Here is a 15,764-nt window from a genome sequence, read left to right on the forward strand (position 1 = left end):
TTATTCGAGACCTTATAGGCGAAAGGGCAGGGGGACCTTCGCATCCACACCAAAGAAAAAGTGGCCCTGGTATCGGTCCTCGCGGCCGTGCTTCTGGTCGCCACCAAGCTGACCGTCGGCGTCCTCACCAACAGCCTGGGCATTATGTCCGAGGCCCTTCACTCCGGCATAGACCTGATAGCTGCGGCTATGACCCTGTACGCGGTAAGGGCAGCGGCCCGTCCGCCCGACGAGGAGCACATGTACGGGCACGAGAAGGTAGAGGCCCTCTCCAGCCTCGGCGAGACCATACTCCTGTTCGTCACCTGCATCTGGATATTGTACGAGGCGGTGAGCCGCCTGTTCCTGGGGCACGCCCCCGAGGTCGAGGTGGGCTTCGTCGCCCTCGGGATCATGGTCCTCTCCATGGTCGTTGACTTCACCCGCTCCAGGGTGCTCCACCGCGCCGCGGTGAAGTACAAGAGCCAGGCGCTGGAGGCCGACGCCGTGCATTTCTCCACCGACCTCATCTCCTCGGCCGTGGTCATCCTGGGCATCATCATGACCATGCTGGGCTTCCCATCCTTCGACGCCATCGCCGCGCTGGGGGTGGCGTTCATCACCGCCATCATCGGGTACCGGCTGCTGAAGAGGTCAGTGGGCACCCTGACCGACGCGGCGCCGAGGGGCATCTCACAGACCGCGGAGGCGGAGGCCATGAAAGTGGAGGGGATCCGCAGGGTGAGCAAGGTCAGAGTGAGGGAGTCGGGGCCGACCACCTACATCGAGCTCACTGTGCTCATTGACAAGATGATCCCCCTGGAGCAGGGGCACCGCATCATGGACCAGGTGGAGGACAGGATAAGGGAGGCCGTTCCGGACGCCGACGTCATAGTGCACGCCGAGCCGGTATGCCGGGACGACTTCAACCTGGAGGACCGCATAAGGGCGGAAGCGGCGGACATGCCTGAGGTCAAGGACATTCACAACATCATCATCGCGGACAACGAGCAGGGCCGCCTGGTGGACTTCCACGTGGAGATGGACGGCGCCCTGTCGGTGAGAGAGGCCCACGAGCTGGCGACCCGGCTGGAGGACAGGGTGCGGAGCCTCGACCTGTGCATAACCTCGGTGGCGTCCCACGTGGAGCCGGCGGGGGGGCCGATGTGCCCGGCCGAGGAATCGGTCTTCGACAAGAGCAGCCTGCTGGAGACGATAGAGCGCATCCACGGCCTCTTCCCGGAGGTGGTGTCCTGCGAGCACGTGAGGGTGTACCGCACCCGGGGCGGCCTGAAGGTGTGCATGGACTGCCTGTTCGACCCTTCGCTCACGGTGCACAAGGCCCACGAGATCGCCACCCGGCTGGAGGGCCACATACGCTCCAATCACTCCGACGTGGACAGCGTGACCATCCACCTGGAGCCGGCAGAGTGATGGTCACCTGATGTCCAGCCGCACCGCCACCCCGGGGCGCTCGCTCTCGCGGACCGCTCCCTGGCGGTCGACGAACACCCGCACCGGCGCGGCACGGGGGCGGCCGATCTCCACGATGAAGCCGCCCTCGCGGCCCTCCACCGAGCGTATGTAGCCTTCCCCGGTGAAGCGCAGCGCCCGCTCCATGGCGGCGACGCGGCGCTCGCTGCCGTTGTCCTCCCCGGGCTCGGCGGTCACCGTCGGAAGGAACGACCGGGGCTCCTCCCGCCGCTCGGTGATGCTCCCGTCCATGCCGATGGCGGTGGAGAACACACCGATGCGGGTGCGGAAGGTGAAGATGATGGACCCGTGGTCGAAGCCGTACCTGAGGACCTCCGGCCCGGTGTCCCCGGTGATCTCGGCTATGCTCCGCTTGGCCATGCTGATGTCCCTGTCAAAGGTCAGTTCCGAGGCCATGATGACGTGACTAGGCCGGCCATAGGCATATAACGGTTTGCACGAGATAGTGCATCAGCAGGGCCGGTTGTCGCGGAGGCGCGAGGCCATGTCCTTGGCCACGTCCCTGACGCTCTCGCCGCCCCGCACGCGCCGGCTCATTATCTCGGCGAGGCTGCCGGTCTCGATGCGCTTCCTGACCAGCGGCAGGTAGGCGCGCTCCTCGGCCGTTGCGGTCCGGAGCGCGCTTTCGTACAGGCGCAGCAGCTCCGGGCGGAACGCCGCGGTGCCTTTGGCAATGGCGGCCTCGTTCATCTCCAGAAGGGCGTCGTGGTCCTCCTCCAGATCCAGGTCGGCGCGCAGCAGGGCGAGCACGAACGCGGTGACGGCCATATCGGAGCGCAGGCACTCCTGTTCGTCGGGCACCTTGAGCTCGAGGCACTGGCGGTGGTAGCGGATGATGACCCCGCGGGAGTCGATCCACTCCTGGCACAGCGCCTCCCCGTCGATCTTCCGCAGCTCCGTGAAAATGGACTCGATGATCTCGTCGTGGTGCTTCCCGCTCCTCAGCTTCTCCGGCACGATGTTGTTGCAGATGAGCGGCACCCGCTCCTGGTTCTTACGATAGTACAGGAGGCGGTTGTCCATCGCGCCGGTGGCGCGGCCCTCCACGAAAGGAGAGGAAGCGGTCACCGCCACGAGGTAGGGGATGAGGGAGCGCATCCGATTGAAGTTCCGGACCATCTCCTCCTCGGCGTCGTAGTGCACGTTGACCTGCAGGGCCTGTATGTTCAGCCACCCGTGCTGCCGGAGGTCGAAGAGCCTGTTATATTCGTCGTAGATCTCCTTGTCCTCGTGGTCCCAGTACGAGGTCTGGTCCAGCGTCAGCAGCGGGTGCATGCCCAGGCCCATCAGGGCATACCTATCGCCGGTGGCCCGATGGAAGCGCAGCATGCCGTCGCAGAGGACCCGCTCCATGTTGGCTATGGAGGTCTGCGGCACCGCGGGGACGAACTCGATGACGTTCTTCTGCAGCTCCTTGCCCAGGATCACGTCGCCGAAGGGGAGGTCGTTGACGATCTCGCCGTTCAGTGCCCCGATTATGGAGTCCACTATCGGCAGCGGCGCCAGCTCGGGGTCGTTGACGGAGTACTCGTGCTCAGTTCCGATAGTCGTTCGCCAACACCTCGGAAAGGGGGTACTCCCCCACCTTCACGGTGTCCGGCTCCTCGACCTTGCAGACCTCTTCCAGCTCTTCGCGGGGGAGGTTCTTCACCAGGTTCTGGATGTTCTGCACCGCGAGGTCGTACTGCTCCTGGTACACCTCGGGGTTGTTCCGGAGGAAAGCGACCAGGTCGCACATGCGCTCCTTCTTGAGGTAGATCTCCAGCTTGTCCTCGCGGACGTCGAAGGTGAAGGGGCCGGCCACGCAGGTCTCTGGCTTCACTCCCTGCACGCGGCACTTGCCGTCCCGGTAGCCCACGCAGAAGCCGGTGGGCTTGCAGTCAAGCTTGCGGTACGAGCCGAAGACGATGTCGTCAAAGGTCATGCCGTTCTCTAACAAAATGGAGATGCGCTCCTCGGTCAGGGGCGGCCTGGCGTAATAGCAGCAGCGGCCGCCGCACTTCATGCAGATCTTGGTCAGAAGGTCATAAGTGAACTGGTTCATGGTTTAACCTCTTCAGGGCGCCCCCTGATGCGGGCGAAAGAAGGCCCGTTGGCGGATGCCGGGTGATGGTGTCGGTTCATGACGCATCGAGGCGGATTTATGCGGTGATTCAGCACCGAGTATTTAGTTCTATTTTTTCAGTGACTGGCCCTCGGCGACGGAGGCCAGGCCGAAGAGGTCGAGCTTCTCCGCCCGGCCCCCGGGAGAGGCGATGAGCAGCTCTCCGTTGTCCACCGCGGCCCACTCCCCGGACCCCAGGGGCTCCGAGCACACCGCCAGGCCGCCGTCCCCGTCGAGGTAGCGGAGATCATAGATGCCGTGGCGGGTGAGCGATTCCCTGTACGCGTACAGCCGCTGGCCGTCGCTCAGGGTAAAGTTGATGGCAGTGGTCCCTTTCGCCAGCAGCGGGCGCACCGCGGCGATGCCGTCGCGCAGCCCTTCGACCTCGTCGCCTCTGGACTCCATGTGCCACAGCAGCCACTGGAACAGCATCTCCGAGTCGGTGCGGCCCTTCAGCCGGGCGCGGTACTCCGGCGGGAGGCCGTCGAGGATGCGAGCGTACCCCTCGATGGTCCCGTTGTGCCCGAACACCCATCTGCCGAACGGGAAGGGGTGGGTGTTCTCGACGGTCCTGGTGCCGCGGGTGCTCTTGCGGATGTGGCTCATGATGATCCTCCCCTCGGCCATTGCCGATGCCTCCAGGAACCGAGGGTCGTCCGAGGCCTTCAGGGGCGACCTTTCCAGACGAAGCCCCGAGCCATCATACCATGCCACGCCCCACCCGTGGGCGTGCTCGGAGGACAGCGCGCGGAAGGGGACCATGAGGTCAGAGAACTTGTCAGGGGTCCCGTCGACCAAAGCGAACAGACGGCACATCGGGCTACCGCAAAGTGGTACATGTATTTTAAGACGGGAGAAAGAGGTCACGTAGACCGCCGCGGCACGTTGTCAGAGCGAGTAGCTCTCGATGTTAAGGAACCGGTCCACCGTCAGCATGGTGCCGTCCTCGATCATGTTCCAGTTCCCCCTGCCCAGCCGCTGCGAGGATATGATCACCGACCGCCCGGGGTACTTGTCGGTCGGTCCCCTGACGCGGTACATGAGGCTGAAGCGGTCGGGGTCCTCCAGCACCGAGCGGTACGCGTACACCCTTTCCCCGTCGCTCATGACGAAATTGAAGCTGGTGGTCCCCGGCCCCAGGTTCTCCTTGACGGCAGAGACGGCGTCGCGGATGCAGTCCACCTTGTACTGGCAGCTACCCTTGTCGATACTGTACAGTATCAGGTGGAACAGCTGCTCCGAGTCGGTCTGCCCCCGGAGCCGGCCGCGGTACTCCGGCGGCAGCAGGCTCTCCAGCCCCTCCCGGGTCCGCACCGTGCCGTCATGCGCGAACACGTAGTTGCCATAGGTGAAGGGCTGGGTGTTCGCCGGCGACGGAACGCCGGCGCTCATCCTGCGCAAGTGCGCCAGGACCATGTTGGAGTCGGCGGAGGCGCAGGTGGTCATGAAGCGGGGGTCCTCGAACGCCGGGGTGGGGCTCTTCTCCACCTGCGCTCCCCCCTGGAAATACCACGCGATGCCCCAGCCATGGGGGTGCTGCCTGGAGAGGGCCCGGAATGGGGCCATGATCTCCGGGAGCTCGGGGCTCTTGGGCTGCTCGGCGACGATGGCGAACAGGCGGCACATCACGTGGACTAGGCAGCGCCGTGTACATAATCACGCCTCCCTGCCCCCGCTACGCATCTCACCAGTAGGCCAGCAGTTCCTTCCACGCCTCCAGCTCGTCCTCCCACCGGCCGCTGATCTTGAGGTACTCGATGATGTAGTCATGGTAGATGCGGTCCCGGACCATGTCCGCCTGCTCCCTCCCCTCCGGCCGGGGCTCCCACCGCTCCAGGAGCATGGCCGTCCTCGCCACGTCGGCCATGATATCGCCCCTCATCGCTTCGCCCCAATTGAAGATCACGGGACCGTCCTTGGTGCTGATCATATCCTCGGGGGTGTAGTTCCAGTGAAGGGCCCAGTCGCCGTCGGGCATCTCGCCCAGCTTCTTCAAGGCAGCGGCCTTGGACTCGTGGTCCCCGTCGCTGCTCCCGATCCTCTTCGCCAGGGCCTCCTTGAGGGACGGGAGCTCGGGCACCTTGTGCAGGTGTATCTCGTGGTGCTCGTGGGCGAAGAAGGCGGTGAGGCGGACCATGGAGTCGAGGTGCTCCAGCATCCACTGGGTGAAAGTAGGACCGAATGCCTTGTCGAACCTGATGCCCAAGCGGCCGCCGCGCTCCACCACCTCGCGCACCAGCGGCGCCTCCAGCCCGTACTGCCTCGCCAGGCCGGTCCTCTCGACCTCGTTGTCGACCGCTTCCCTGGGCGTCCCCGCCGGGAACAGCTTCACGATGTAGTTGCCGGGCTCCTCGATCCATTCGGCCCCTCGGGGCTGTGCTCGCATGCTCATCCTCCAGTGTCCCCGCCCATCTCCCGGCGGGTCTTATAATCCTAACCCGCCGCCGTAGGTGGGGAGAGGGCGGCAGGTCAACCCGATCTCTCGCGGTGCTTCCCGAGAGGGGCCCTGATCCTGAACCTGACCCCCTGGCCCGGGACGCCGTCCTCGGAGATCCCGATCCCGGTGATGCCCAGTATCTCCTTCACCATGAACAGGCCCAGGCCGTTGTTCTTCCCGTACCCTTTGGTGAACAGGCTGCCCTTTTCCCGCTCCGCTATCCCCACGCCGTCATCGGTGTAGTCGACCATGAGGTCCCCTCCCTCCAGGACCGCATCTATGGCGATCCTGCCGACCTTTTCACCGTGGCGGAGGGAATTGTCCACGAGGTTGTCGAAGACCTTTCCCAACATGGGGTCCGCGAACAGTTCCCATCGCCCCAGGGAGGCGGCCGTTCCCACGTCCCGCTCCTCGGCAGCCCCCAGGGCGTGCCGGGCGACCTCGGCGAGGGATTGCCAGCAAGGGGCCGAGGAGCCCACCTTCTCGTACTCGCGGCAGAACTTGATCTGCTGATGGATGTTCTCGGCCGCGCCCTCCAGTATCTCCAGCTGGCGGAGGGTCCGGTCATCGCCGGCCCGCTGCTTGAGGATGTTCGCGGTCAGCCCTATCACCGTCAGCTGGTTGAGGATATCATGCCTGGTTATATCGCTCAATATGCCCATCCTGCGGTCGGCCTCCGTCCTTGCCGGGGCCGTTCCATCCTGTCCCTCACCGTCGAACCCATTGCGCCGCGCCGCCCGGCCGCTGATAATCCTTCCCACCCCCAGCAGGCCCAGGGGGCTCCCCTCGGCGTCCCTTATGAGGGTTATCCTCTCCTCGCTCAGGTGCACCGTGCCGTCGCGGTGCTTGAACTCCAGCTCGATGACCTTGGACGGCCTCAGGGAGGGATCGCTCAGCCGCTCCGGGGCCAGCTCATCCCCTAGTGCCTTCATGGCCTTCTCATGTGACCGGGGGGTCAGGTGGTCGGACAGCTTCATGCTCTTGAGCTCGGCCTCGGAACATCCCCGCATCGCCAGTATGGACCGGCTGGCGTAGGTGACGTTCAGGTCCATGTCCGTCATCCAGATGCCGTCGGCAGTGTTGTCGGTGATGAGCCGGTAGCGTTCCTCGATGCCGCGGAGCGCTTCCTCGGCGTTCCGCCTTCCCGCCGCCTGCTGCACCTTGCGGGCCAGGTCGGCGAACATCAAGGAGGGGTCCCCGCCCTTCCGGAGGTAGAAGTCAGCCCCGTTGTTCAGGGCGTCTATCGCCACATCCTCCCGGCCCTTGCCGGTCAGCAGTATGAAGGGCATCCGGCCGAAGGAGGCCCGCACTTCCCGCAGGAGATCAAGGCCGTCCATGTCAGGCATGGCATAGTCCGCGACCACCGCCTCATAGCTGCCGGCATCGAGGGCGGCCAGGGCCTCCCGCCCGGAGCGGCAGGCATGCACCTCGAAACCGCCCGTTCCTTCCAGGAACTGACGGGCCACGTCCAGAACGTCCGGCTCATCGTCGATCAGGAGCATCTTGATCGCCTTCGGCGGCATGATGCGATGGATATTAAAGTAGACTTATTTAAATTTTAAAATTTATTATTTCGAATGGGCCCCGGCCTTCACGCCGACCGGGGGCCGCCGACAGGGGGTAGGTCCTCGCCGGCCTCGTCCGCGCCCTCCTGCTTCTGGCGAGGCTTCTTCCAGCATAGGTATGCGGAATACAGCAGGGCAAAGGCGGCCACGCCGAACACGGCTATCGGTGCGGCGGGATAGAGGGCCTCGGTGAGCGACGATGGCTTGGTGCCGTCGGCGAAGACGGAGGACGTCAGCGCGATCCCCGGCACCGCTTCCATCGCGGGAGCCGAGGAAGTTATGATCAGTACGGTGATCGCCAGCAGGCATAGTATCGACATCGACAGGAGGAACACGATCCTGGTGTTCTCCGTGGGGGACAGTATCCCCCGGGACTTCCAGGTGAGACCGTAGTAGACGAAGCCATGGTCTTTCTCCCGGTGGACGAAACCCCCCTCCTCCAGCTTCTTGAGGTGACGGTGCACCGCGGCCTTGTCTATGCTCAGCAGCTCGGCCAGCTGGGACACCGTCCTCCGGCTGGACCGCAATGATTTGAGGATGTCCAAGCGCGTTTCCGATGCCAGGGTGAATAGCGACCGCTTGTCCAATTCGACCCTCATGGTCTTACCGGATTCTACCACGCTTTCCCGGGCCTTGAAACCTCGCACCTCGACGTCATCGGTGACAGTGCCTTCTCCCTCGCGTGAGGCGGAGGCTTTGGCGGCGGACGGGGACGGCGAACCCATGGTTCTTGATGAAGGGTGCATGGCTCATATACTCAATCTTGCCGTTGACACGTCGGTCAACCCCGATGACTGGACTGTTAAAATCATGCCAGATATTAGTTACATCCGTGACTATCTGGCTAGAGAAATCTGCCTAACGCCGCGGTCCGACCTCAAGATGTTTACGAACGATAATCCGGGAAGGGCGACGCTCGCGGCCGTCCTCGCGAAGCCCCCGGCGCGGGGAGATGGGGACAAGACGCCTCCGGGGGGAGGGTCGGGGCCAAAAATTGGCCAGATCGCCCCGGGAAAATACGTCCAGTAGATGCTGCCGCGCGGGAGAAATTACACGCTTAACTTTTTTATAGACGTTCGGTTGATAGTGAGAGAGTTCTGCCTTATCGGGGATGGGAATAGAACTGACAGTAGCTGCTGAAGATCTATGATCAGGCAGGGATGTTATGGTTGACCTAGTCCATTTGATAGTGTTCTATGCTTTTCTCGGCGGATCGATTAAGTTCATCGACCAGGCTTACGACGAAAAGGCGTTCTCCATACGTTCGGCGAAGGTCCTGGCGGTCCTTTCGGGAGCGCTCATGGGCTACCTGATGGCCCAGGACAGTCCGTTCTCCACCGCGTTCTACGCGGCGATGCTTATCTCGCTGGTCCTGGCTCGTAAGATCGATAACTTCGCCTTCGCCACCGGGACGGTCCTGGCAGTGGCGACCTTCGCGGCCATGTACTCTAGCAGCGGGGTGGTCTGGCTCATCGCGCCGGTCGTGGTGTTCCTGGTGGCCGGGTTCGTTGACGAGGTGGCCGACGGCATGGTGGACAAGTACGATGTCCACGGCGCGTGGCGGATCTTCCTGAACTACCGCCCGTTCAGCGACCTCGCTCTCCTGGCCATGGTGCTCGCGGGAGTGTTTCCCTGGATGTACTTCCTGCCCTACTTCAGCTTCACCGCCTCCTATCTGCTGGTGGAGAGGTTCAGCGAGCACGAGCTCGGCCTGTACGATCGGGTCTATGACAGGGTGTCCCAGCTTCGCACCCGGATGCCCCGCCTGGGCCTCCTCAGGCCGTTCCGGTGAGGCCCGGCCTCGTTCCTTTTCCTTTGCGGGAGCATGAGAGCGCCCGCAGCCCCCTTCGCCTTGAAGTCCCGGCTGCGGTCCGTTGTTCACATTACTAATATCAGTTCGAGCATGCACAGAGCCGATGCCCCATTCGACGAACCCGTTTCTAAGGCAATACAACAAGACCCGCCTGGCGGTCCTGGCCTGCAACAACCTGGGCCTAATCCTGTTCCTGTTCGGCCTGAGCCTCTCAGACTATGCCCCGCCGCTGTACATAGCATCCATGGTCATCCTGTGGGCGGGGGCGGCGCTGTCATACAAGAATTATCGGCTGGCCCGGGGCCACGGCGTGGAGATAGCGGCTCGCCTGAGCGGGTACGTCAGCGTCGCCGAGGCGGCAGTCCTGACAGTGCTGGCCGTTCTCTCCCTGATCTGAACGTCGGGCGATCTGCCCGGTCCCATCATCTGGTTTTCCCCTCCGCCCGGCAGGCCTCGCAGGTATCCTCGGTCTTGATGTACAGATAAAGGGCCACCAAGCCCACGAAGATCCCGATGATGATGGCCACCCCTCCCACGATGGTGGCGAGGCCCACGATGAAGGGGATTATGAGCAGCATGATGGCGGTGAGGCCCCCCAAGATCCAGGTAAGGTACAGCATCGGAACTCGTCGCGGGATCGCCGCCCCGCACACCCTGCATCTCAGTTCCCGGGCCATATGGTGGGTTTGGACGCCCCCACAACATATAGATTGCCTTCTCCCCGAGGACCAATCAATATTATCGTTGCAGTTCGTGAAAAACTAATTAACGGCGGTCCTGCGATTAATCACGCGATGCCCGTGGAGAACCTCGTCAACATCGTCCCCTCGGCGAAGAGGCACACCCAGGACCAAGGGTGGCTGAGGACGAGCTGGCTGTTCTCCTTCGACGATTACTTCGACCCCGACAACATGGGGTTCGGGGAGCTGAGGGTGTTCAATGACGATGTCGTGGCCCCCGGCAAGGGGTTCCCCGCGCACCGGCACAGCGAGATGGAGATCGTGACGCTGGTGCTCGACGGCGCGCTGACGCACCGCGACAGCGCCGGGAACGAGGGCATGCTCAAGGCCGACGATGCCCAGGCCATGTCCGCCGGCACCGGGGTCCTGCACTCGGAGATGAACCAGGGCAAGAGACCGGTGCATCTCTATCAAATGTGGTTTCTGCCGGACCGCAACGAGGTCCGCCCGTCCTACGCCCAGGCCAGCTTCCCCATGGAGGGGAGGAGGAACTCCCTGGTGCCCCTGGCATCGGGGGAGGGGAGGGAGGGCGTGCTGCATATCAACTCGCCCGCCACGCTGTACCGGGCGGCCCTGGACGGGGGGACGGAGATCGTCCACGACGCCGCCGGCCGGCTGATCTTCATCTACGTCACCTCCGGCTCGCTGCGCGTCGACGGCCATGCCCTCCGGGAGGGGGACCAGGCCCGGGTCGAGGGGCGCGGACCGCTGAGGATATCGACGGACGGGGACAGCGACCTCGTGCTCATCGATATGCCCATGAGCTAGGGAGCAAAAGATATCCAGGGACAGGAGTATTCTGGACGCATGCCCGAGCTTCCCGAGGTGGAGACCTTCCGACGCTACATCGAGCGGACCTCCCTGCGCCGTCCCGTCAGAGAGGTCGAAGTAAGGAACCATGTGGTCCTCGGAAAGACCCCCGCCGAGGAGATAAAGAGGGCGACGGAAGGCTCCTCGTTCGGATCGGCGCGGAGGCACGGCAAGCAGCTGTTCCTTGAACTCAGTAAAGGAGGGTTCCTCACCTGGCACTTCGGGATGACCGGGGAGCCGGTGTACTATGGCGACGGGGAGGAGGCACCGCGCTTCGAGCGCGTCAGCTTCGCCTTCGACCGCGGGCGCCTCGCCTTCGACGACCCCCGCATGCTGGGGCGAATCGGGGTGGCGAGCTCCGTCGAGGAGTTCGTCAAGGCCAGGAGGCTCGGGCCGGACGCCCTGCTCATCAGCAGGAAGGACTTCGTGGAGAGGTTCGAGGGGACCAGGGGTGCGGTGAAGCCCGCGCTGATGGACCAGCACAAGATCGCCGGGATCGGGAACATCTACTCGGACGAGGTCCTGTTCCAGAGCCGCATCGATCCGCGGACCGACGTGAGCAAGCTCGACCGAAAGGAGTTGGGGACCATCCACCGCAACATCGGGAAGGTGCTGAGGGCGTCCATCGAGGTGGGGACCGAGTTCGACCGGTTGCCGGAAGACTTCCTGCTGCGCTACCGAAGGAAAGGGGCGGCGTGCCCCCAGTGCGGGGGGCGGATGACCACTATGACAATCGGCGGCCGGACCGCCTACCTCTGCCCGATGTGCCAGGAACTGAAGTAGCACCGCCACCTTTTTGCCGGTCCGGCGGAATTCGGGGACGGAATGAGGATCGAGATACTGGGCACCAGGGGGCACATCGAACCATCCGCCCCGGGCCATGCCCTCCACTCCGGAGTGATGATCGACGACCTGCTGTTCGACCTGGGGGAGAGGTCGTACCTGGACAGGAGGCCTCGGGCGGTCTTCCTAACCCACCTGCACGCCGACCACGCCTTCTTCGTGGAGAAGGACGCGGCCATCGACATCCCCATGTTCGGGCCTCAGGCCAGGGGCCCGCCGTCGAAGGTGACGCAGGCCCGGAGCACCGTGGAGCTGGACGGATTCCGCATCACTCCCATCCCGACGGTGCACAGCAACACCGTCCGCTCCTGCGCCTTCATGGTGGAGAAGGACCTCTCCCGGGTGATGTACACCGGCGACCTGGTGTCGGTGCAGGAGAGATACCGGGACCGCATCCCCGACCTGGACCTGGTGATCGCCGACGGGAGCTTCATGCGCCGCGGCGGCCTGGTGCGCCGGGACGAGCAGGGCAGGCGGCACGGCCACACCGGCATCCCGGACCTGGTGGAGCTGTTCTCCCCGCTGGCGGAGAGGATCGTCGTCACGCACTTCGGCAGCTGGTTCTACCGCGACATCGAGGAATCGGTGAAGCATATCGAGGCGCTCAGCGGGCGTGCGAAAGTGGAAGCGGCCTACGACGGCATGGTCATCGAGCTGTGATCACCAGTCCGCGCTCGACGACCACCGGTGCTTCTTGGAGTAGGTCAGCACGTCCTCGCCATACTCGCGGGCGTGCTCCTCCGCCGCTCTGACGAGGTCCTCGCGCGTGGCGGTCCCGCAGTCCAGGTCCAGCTCCCTGTCCAGGCCATAGGCCCTGAGGACATAGCGGCCCTCCCGGTCCGACGGGCAGGGCGCCGCGTACCCGAACCCGCCCCGGGCATTCCTTCCCTGGCGGCCGACGATGGGTTCCTCCAGCTCGGCCGAGGGAGGAAGGCGGCGGGGGATCTCCTCCTGCCGAGGGACGTTCCACAGCATCCAATAAGTGCTGTGGGGCGGCCCCGCGTCCTCCATGATCAGGGCCAGGTACGGGGACCTCAGGCCCTCCAGCCTCACCAGCGGCGAGAAGCCCTGTCCATCGCAGGTCTCCTCCCGGTCCAGGCCTCCGATCTCCACGCCCACCTTCAGTGCTCCGATCTCGCGCTGCATGGTCGGTGACGGCAAGTCCCTCTCACCCCGTATTTCTACCCAGCCCGACGTATTTCACTCTGTCGAAAACGGCTCCCATCGCCCTCCCGGCGGCATGCGTCGATAACCTTCATATCCCCATGGGTCCAGATGATGTTACCATTACATGGCCGAAGCTGTAGAAGGAGTGCGGTTCGGGCCGGTCCCATGGAAGAAGCTCAGGGAGGAGGGGCAGACCGCAGTGGACATGCACTTCCACACCAACCATTCGGACTCGCCCACCACCATACGCTCCCTCCTCCGGTACGCCCACAAGCTGGGGACCGGGGTGGCGATAACGGACCACAACCAGATCTCGGGAGTGCTGGAAGCGTACAAGGCCAAGAGCGACGTGCTCATCATCCCGGGGATGGAGGTCTCCGCCGCTGACGGGCCGCACATCCTGCTGTACTTCTACGACCTGGGGGCCATGGTGGAGCACTACGAGCGCCACGTTAAGCCGTACAAGAGCAAGAGCCCCTACCTGGCCATCAAGCTGGACAGCCAGGAGATCGTTGACCGCGCCTCCGGGTACGACTGCGTGCGCGTGGCCGCCCACCCCTACGGGTACCTTCTGTTTAACAAGGGGCTGCAGAAGTGCATCGACGCCCAGTACCTGGAGCAGGAGATCCTGGAATCGTTCGAGGGTGTCGAGGTCATCTGCGGCGGGATGACCAGGTCGCTGAACGTCAAGGCCGGCAAGCTCGCCGAGAAGTTCACCAAGGCGCGGACCGCCGGCACCGACGGCCACCTGCTGGGCGACCTCGGGAACGTTGTCACGGTCGGTCCGTCCGATGACGTGGAGGGCTTCCTCGGCGACGTGGTGGAGCGCCGCACCGTGGCCATGGGCAGGGAGAAGAACGCCCTCAAGAAGGCCACTATGGGGACGGTGGTGATGACCAAGTACATCCGGTACACCGTGCCGTCGCTGCGCATCCATTATGAGCAGAACATGCCCCGGGTGCGGAGGGCCTGCCGGCGCGCGGTGGAGCGGGTGCGCAAGTGATTCACAGCAGCGGGGAGAAGACGCGGGAGAAGCCGCACTTGAGCTTCTGGCCGAGGGGCATCAGCAGGCTGGCCTCGTAGGACCATTCCTGGCTCCGCCCGATGTCCTCCAGGAACGCATCCTCCTGCTTCTGGGCCGCCCGGGGGCAGTAGATCATGGCGTTGGTCTCGAAGTTCAGCTCCAGGCTCCGGATGTCCCAGTTGGCGCTGCCGATGGAAGCGACCGACCCGTCCACCACGATGGTCTTGGCGTGCAGGAAGCCCTGCTCAAAGAGGTACCCCTTCACCCCGCATTTCAGCAGCTCGCTCAGGAAGGAGAGGTTGGCCCAGTGCACCAGCGGGTGGTCCGGCTTCATCGGGATCATGACCCGGACGTCCACGCCGGAGAGCGCTGCGACCTTCAGCGCGTCCAGGATGCTCTGGTCCGGTATGAAGTAGGGGGTCTGGAGGTATATCTTGGACTGGGCCGTCCCGATCATCTTCAGGTACGCTTCCTGGATGAGGTCCAGCCTCTTGTCCGGCCCGTCCGAGATTATCTGCAGCGGCACCTCGCCCATCGCGGGGAGGTCGGGGAAGTAGCGCGGCAGCACGTCCAGCTTCCGGGGCGACGCGAAGTCCCAGTCCAGGAGGAAGCGCGACTGCAGGTCCAGGACGGCCTGCCCCTCCACCCGGAGGTGGGTGTCGCGCCACTGGCCGAGCTTTCCCTCGCCGAGGTACTCGTCGCCGATGTTGTACCCGCCGACGTACCCGATGCGGCCGTCGATGATCACTATCTTGCGGTGGTTGCGGTGGTTGACGTGCAGGTTGAGGAAAGGGATATGCTTCAGCAGGGACGGGAAGAAGGTGTCCACCTCCACCCCCGCGTCGCGCATGCGCTTTACGGTCTTGGCGGGCAGCTTGTTCCCCAGGTCGTCGATGAGGAAGCGCACCTTCACTCCCTCCCGGGCCTTGGAGATCAGGAGGTCCACGAACCTCCCGGCCAGCTTGTCGTTGCGGATGATGTAGTACTGCACGTGCACGTGGTCCTTGGCCTCCTGGATGTCCTTGAAGAGGCTGTCGAACTTTTCCTTGCCCCAGTTGAACTGGGTGATGTTGTTCCCCTCGGTGAGGTTGGACCCGGTGCTCTGGATCATCTCCGCCAGCCCGCGGTACTCGGAGATGCCGAGGCAGGGCAGGACGGCCTGAGGGTCCGCTATCTTGCGGCCGCGGGAGATGGGGTCCATGCGCAGCATGTCCCCCTCCTCCTTCCTCTTCAGGGACGGCCGGACCCAGTGGATGCTGTGCCCGAAGAAGATGTACACCAGGATCCCGAAGAACGGTATCAGGAGCATCAGCAGGAGCCACAAAATGGCCGACCGCGGCCGGCCCCGCTCGAAGTGTATGATGGCGACCGCACCGATGGCATTGATGCCCCACAATATCTGGGCGGGATAGGCGCCGAGGTCCGGCAGCATCATGCCCGTCCCGTGCCTTCTTGGCGGTCCTTCCTCATGCCGTCGCCGTCCACTTTACTTTTTTGGGACCCGGCGATATATATGGGTTAGGTCTTTCGGCGGCCGAGCCCGACAGGCAATCTACTTATGCCACCGGCTGGAACGTCGAGCCGAGGGCTGAGGATGAGCAGGAAGGTCAGATGTCCCCAAGCGGGGTGCGAATATTACACGACGGCAGAGAAGGCCGAGGATGCCATGGACGACCTGAGGGAGCACATGAAGATGGCCCATGACATGGACGATATACCGGACGATGCCAAGGCAGCCGTCGACCCGAAGATCAAGTCCATGGCCAAGGCGCGAAAGTGACGTTCCGG

20 protein-coding genes are annotated in these 15,764 nt (G+C 64.0%); 9 read left to right on the forward strand and 11 right to left on the reverse strand.

Translation table 11 applies throughout. From position 1 onward, the window contains the following. Positions 1–60: 60 nt before the first annotated feature. On the forward strand, positions 61–1,413 hold the full coding sequence (locus WYS_RS10700) for a cation-efflux pump (RefSeq protein ID WP_019178168.1): 1,353 nt from the start codon (positions 61–63) through the stop codon (positions 1,411–1,413). Between the two features lie 3 nt (positions 1,414–1,416). Here WYS_RS10700 and WYS_RS10705 read toward each other — a convergent pair whose 3' ends face one another. The 8 genes from WYS_RS10705 to WYS_RS15145 form a co-directional block, all read right to left on the reverse strand. After that, entirely contained in the window at positions 1,417–1,869 is a 453-nt protein-coding gene (locus WYS_RS10705; protein WP_019178169.1) for a hypothetical protein, read from the reverse strand. Between the two features lie 54 nt (positions 1,870–1,923). Continuing rightward, positions 1,924–3,018, reverse strand: a complete 1,095-nt coding sequence (locus WYS_RS10710) for a glutamate-cysteine ligase family protein (protein WP_026069031.1) — start codon at positions 3,016–3,018, stop codon at positions 1,924–1,926. Next, positions 3,008–3,517, reverse strand: coding sequence for a YkgJ family cysteine cluster protein (locus WYS_RS10715; RefSeq protein ID WP_019178171.1), 510 nt, complete (start codon positions 3,515–3,517; stop codon positions 3,008–3,010). The genes WYS_RS10710 and WYS_RS10715 overlap by 11 nt, the downstream gene beginning before the upstream one ends. 129 nt (positions 3,518–3,646) lie before the next feature. Further along, positions 3,647–4,393, reverse strand: coding sequence for a class II glutamine amidotransferase (locus tag WYS_RS15130; RefSeq protein WP_019178172.1), 747 nt, complete (start codon positions 4,391–4,393; stop codon positions 3,647–3,649). 72 nt (positions 4,394–4,465) lie between these two features. Next, positions 4,466–5,203: a class II glutamine amidotransferase gene (locus tag WYS_RS15135; RefSeq protein WP_019178173.1), complete on the reverse strand. Its 738-nt coding sequence runs from the start codon at positions 5,201–5,203 to the stop codon at positions 4,466–4,468. 58 nt (positions 5,204–5,261) lie between these two features. Further along, a complete protein-coding gene (locus WYS_RS10730; protein ID WP_147654281.1) occupies positions 5,262–5,963 on the reverse strand; it encodes a hypothetical protein in 702 nt (233 codons plus the stop codon). Between the two features lie 83 nt (positions 5,964–6,046). Then, complete coding sequence (locus WYS_RS15140) at positions 6,047–7,537, reverse strand: hybrid sensor histidine kinase/response regulator (RefSeq protein ID WP_019178175.1); 1,491 nt, start codon at positions 7,535–7,537, stop codon at positions 6,047–6,049. A gap of 68 nt (positions 7,538–7,605) precedes the next feature. Next, the gene (locus WYS_RS15145) at positions 7,606–8,304 is read right to left on the reverse strand and encodes a winged helix-turn-helix domain-containing protein (protein ID WP_019178176.1); all 699 of its coding nucleotides are present in this window, start codon (positions 8,302–8,304) and stop codon (positions 7,606–7,608) included. Between WYS_RS15145 and WYS_RS10745 the strand changes: the two genes are divergently transcribed. The 3 genes from WYS_RS10745 (at position 8,303) to WYS_RS10755 (ending at position 9,789) form a co-directional block, all read left to right on the forward strand. Next, positions 8,303–8,608 (forward strand): hypothetical protein, encoded by a 306-nt coding sequence (locus WYS_RS10745; protein ID WP_147654282.1) that lies wholly within the window; start codon positions 8,303–8,305, stop codon positions 8,606–8,608. The genes WYS_RS15145 and WYS_RS10745 overlap by 2 nt on opposite strands. Positions 8,609–8,744: 136 nt before the next feature. Continuing rightward, positions 8,745–9,371 carry a hypothetical protein gene (locus tag WYS_RS10750; protein WP_049796342.1) on the forward strand — a complete coding sequence of 209 codons (627 nt, stop codon included), beginning with the start codon at positions 8,745–8,747 and terminating at the stop codon, positions 9,369–9,371. A gap of 124 nt (positions 9,372–9,495) precedes the next feature. Further along, a complete protein-coding gene (locus tag WYS_RS10755) occupies positions 9,496–9,789 on the forward strand; it encodes a hypothetical protein (protein WP_019178179.1) in 294 nt (97 codons plus the stop codon). A gap of 25 nt (positions 9,790–9,814) precedes the next feature. On the opposite strand, the gene WYS_RS10760 is transcribed toward WYS_RS10755, so the two are convergent. Then, positions 9,815–10,069: a hypothetical protein gene (locus WYS_RS10760; protein WP_026069032.1), complete on the reverse strand. Its 255-nt coding sequence runs from the start codon at positions 10,067–10,069 to the stop codon at positions 9,815–9,817. Between the two features lie 117 nt (positions 10,070–10,186). Here WYS_RS10760 and WYS_RS10765 point away from each other — a divergent pair, with 117 nt between their 5' ends. From WYS_RS10765 to WYS_RS15150, 3 genes are read left to right on the forward strand one after another with little or no spacing between them, the layout of a single operon-like run. Continuing rightward, positions 10,187–10,900 (forward strand): pirin family protein, encoded by a 714-nt coding sequence (locus tag WYS_RS10765; RefSeq protein ID WP_019178181.1) that lies wholly within the window; start codon positions 10,187–10,189, stop codon positions 10,898–10,900. Positions 10,901–10,939: 39 nt separating this feature from the next. Then, complete coding sequence (locus WYS_RS10770) at positions 10,940–11,725, forward strand: Fpg/Nei family DNA glycosylase (RefSeq protein ID WP_019178182.1); 786 nt, start codon at positions 10,940–10,942, stop codon at positions 11,723–11,725. A gap of 42 nt (positions 11,726–11,767) precedes the next feature. Then, a complete protein-coding gene (locus WYS_RS15150) occupies positions 11,768–12,445 on the forward strand; it encodes an MBL fold metallo-hydrolase (protein ID WP_019178183.1) in 678 nt (225 codons plus the stop codon). On the opposite strand, the gene WYS_RS10780 is transcribed toward WYS_RS15150, so the two are convergent. Beyond that, positions 12,446–12,931, reverse strand: a complete 486-nt coding sequence (locus WYS_RS10780) for a YbhB/YbcL family Raf kinase inhibitor-like protein (RefSeq protein ID WP_019178184.1) — start codon at positions 12,929–12,931, stop codon at positions 12,446–12,448. A gap of 145 nt (positions 12,932–13,076) precedes the next feature. Here WYS_RS10780 and WYS_RS10785 point away from each other — a divergent pair, with 145 nt between their 5' ends. After that, positions 13,077–13,955, forward strand: a complete 879-nt coding sequence (locus WYS_RS10785; protein WP_019178185.1) for a PHP domain-containing protein — start codon at positions 13,077–13,079, stop codon at positions 13,953–13,955. Position 13,956: 1 nt separating this feature from the next. Here the strand turns inward: WYS_RS10785 and cls are convergent, their stop codons facing one another. Then, positions 13,957–15,411: a cardiolipin synthase gene (cls, locus tag WYS_RS10790; protein ID WP_019178186.1), complete on the reverse strand. Its 1,455-nt coding sequence runs from the start codon at positions 15,409–15,411 to the stop codon at positions 13,957–13,959. Between the two features lie 159 nt (positions 15,412–15,570). On the opposite strand from cls, the gene WYS_RS15715 reads away from it, so the two are divergent. Further along, entirely contained in the window at positions 15,571–15,756 is a 186-nt protein-coding gene (locus tag WYS_RS15715; protein ID WP_019178187.1) for a DUF1059 domain-containing protein, read from the forward strand. Positions 15,757–15,764: the final 8 nt, after the last annotated feature.

It is taken from the genome of Methanomassiliicoccus luminyensis B10 (assembly GCF_000308215.1).
In the GTDB taxonomy this organism is placed as follows: Archaea; Thermoplasmatota; Thermoplasmata; order Methanomassiliicoccales; family Methanomassiliicoccaceae; genus Methanomassiliicoccus; species Methanomassiliicoccus luminyensis.

What these genes read in the sequence shown, in the direction of transcription:
- WYS_RS10705 (WP_019178169.1), bottom strand. Translation starts at nt 1,869, where the DNA reads ATGGCCTCGGAACTGACCTTTGACAGGGACATCAGCATGGCCAAGCGG.
- WYS_RS10715 (WP_019178171.1), bottom strand. Translation starts at nt 3,517, where the DNA reads ATGAACCAGTTCACTTATGACCTTCTGACCAAGATCTGCATGAAGTGC.
- WYS_RS15130 (WP_019178172.1), bottom strand. Translation starts at nt 4,393, where the DNA reads ATGTGCCGTCTGTTCGCTTTGGTCGACGGGACCCCTGACAAGTTCTCT.
- WYS_RS15135 (WP_019178173.1), bottom strand. Translation starts at nt 5,203, where the DNA reads ATGTGCCGCCTGTTCGCCATCGTCGCCGAGCAGCCCAAGAGCCCCGAG.
- WYS_RS10730 (WP_147654281.1), bottom strand. Translation starts at nt 5,963, where the DNA reads ATGCGAGCACAGCCCCGAGGGGCCGAATGGATCGAGGAGCCCGGCAAC.
- WYS_RS15140 (WP_019178175.1), bottom strand. Translation starts at nt 7,537, where the DNA reads ATGCCGCCGAAGGCGATCAAGATGCTCCTGATCGACGATGAGCCGGAC.
- WYS_RS10745 (WP_147654282.1), top strand. Translation starts at nt 8,303, where the DNA reads ATGGTTCTTGATGAAGGGTGCATGGCTCATATACTCAATCTTGCCGTT.
- WYS_RS15145 (WP_019178176.1), bottom strand. Translation starts at nt 8,304, where the DNA reads ATGGGTTCGCCGTCCCCGTCCGCCGCCAAAGCCTCCGCCTCACGCGAG.
- WYS_RS10750 (WP_049796342.1), top strand. Translation starts at nt 8,745, where the DNA reads ATGGTTGACCTAGTCCATTTGATAGTGTTCTATGCTTTTCTCGGCGGA.
- WYS_RS10755 (WP_019178179.1), top strand. Translation starts at nt 9,496, where the DNA reads ATGCCCCATTCGACGAACCCGTTTCTAAGGCAATACAACAAGACCCGC.
- WYS_RS10760 (WP_026069032.1), bottom strand. Translation starts at nt 10,069, where the DNA reads ATGGCCCGGGAACTGAGATGCAGGGTGTGCGGGGCGGCGATCCCGCGA.
- WYS_RS10765 (WP_019178181.1), top strand. Translation starts at nt 10,187, where the DNA reads ATGCCCGTGGAGAACCTCGTCAACATCGTCCCCTCGGCGAAGAGGCAC.
- WYS_RS10770 (WP_019178182.1), top strand. Translation starts at nt 10,940, where the DNA reads ATGCCCGAGCTTCCCGAGGTGGAGACCTTCCGACGCTACATCGAGCGG.
- WYS_RS15150 (WP_019178183.1), top strand. Translation starts at nt 11,768, where the DNA reads ATGAGGATCGAGATACTGGGCACCAGGGGGCACATCGAACCATCCGCC.
- WYS_RS10780 (WP_019178184.1), bottom strand. Translation starts at nt 12,931, where the DNA reads ATGCAGCGCGAGATCGGAGCACTGAAGGTGGGCGTGGAGATCGGAGGC.
- WYS_RS10785 (WP_019178185.1), top strand. Translation starts at nt 13,077, where the DNA reads ATGGCCGAAGCTGTAGAAGGAGTGCGGTTCGGGCCGGTCCCATGGAAG.
- cls (WP_019178186.1), bottom strand. Translation starts at nt 15,411, where the DNA reads ATGATGCTGCCGGACCTCGGCGCCTATCCCGCCCAGATATTGTGGGGC.
- WYS_RS15715 (WP_019178187.1), top strand. Translation starts at nt 15,571, where the DNA reads ATGAGCAGGAAGGTCAGATGTCCCCAAGCGGGGTGCGAATATTACACG.